Source organism: Bradyrhizobium sp. 87 (assembly GCF_023073015.1).
Classification (GTDB): domain Bacteria; phylum Pseudomonadota; class Alphaproteobacteria; order Rhizobiales; family Xanthobacteraceae; genus Bradyrhizobium; species Bradyrhizobium canariense_D.
The window spans coordinates 1-539 of the sequence record NZ_JADPIQ010000115.1 but is presented as its reverse complement, the minus strand read 5'-3'; the positions used below and the strand labels follow the sequence as shown (position 1 = coordinate 539).

The 539-nt window shown below is 66.0% G+C and carries 1 protein-coding gene; it reads left to right on the top strand.

Annotated features, from left to right (window positions below; genetic code table 11):
• A partial coding sequence (nadA, locus tag IVB50_RS29835; RefSeq protein WP_247298933.1) for a quinolinate synthase NadA occupies positions 1–539 on the top strand: 539 nt, incomplete at both ends.

Here is a 539-nt window from a genome sequence, read left to right as displayed (position 1 = left end):
ACGCGCGCCGGCTGCTCGCTCGCTGCCAGCATCACCGGCGCCGACGTCCGCCTGCTCCGCGAAAAATTCCCCGGCGTGCCTGTCGTTGCCTATGTCAACACCTCCGCGGAGGTGAAGGCCGAGGTCGATATCTGCTGCACCTCGTCGAACGCGGTGCAGGTGGTCGAAAGCCTCGGCGCACCAAGCGTGATCTTCCTGCCCGACCGCTATCTCGCCACTTACGTGGCCTCGAAGACCGACGTGAAGATCATTGCCTGGAAGGGCGCCTGCGAGGTGCACGAGCGTTTCACTGGCGCCGAGCTGCGCAGCTACCGCGAGGCCGATCCCTCCGTGCAGATCATCGCTCATCCCGAATGCCCGCCGGACGTGCTGGCCGAGGCCGATTTCACGGGCTCGACCGCGCACATGATCAACTGGGTGCGCGAGCGGCGGCCGCGGCGGCTGGTGATGATCACGGAATGCTCGATGGCCGACAATGTCCGCGCCGAGCTGCCCGATGTGGAGATGCTGCGCCCCTGCAACATCTGCCCGCACATGAA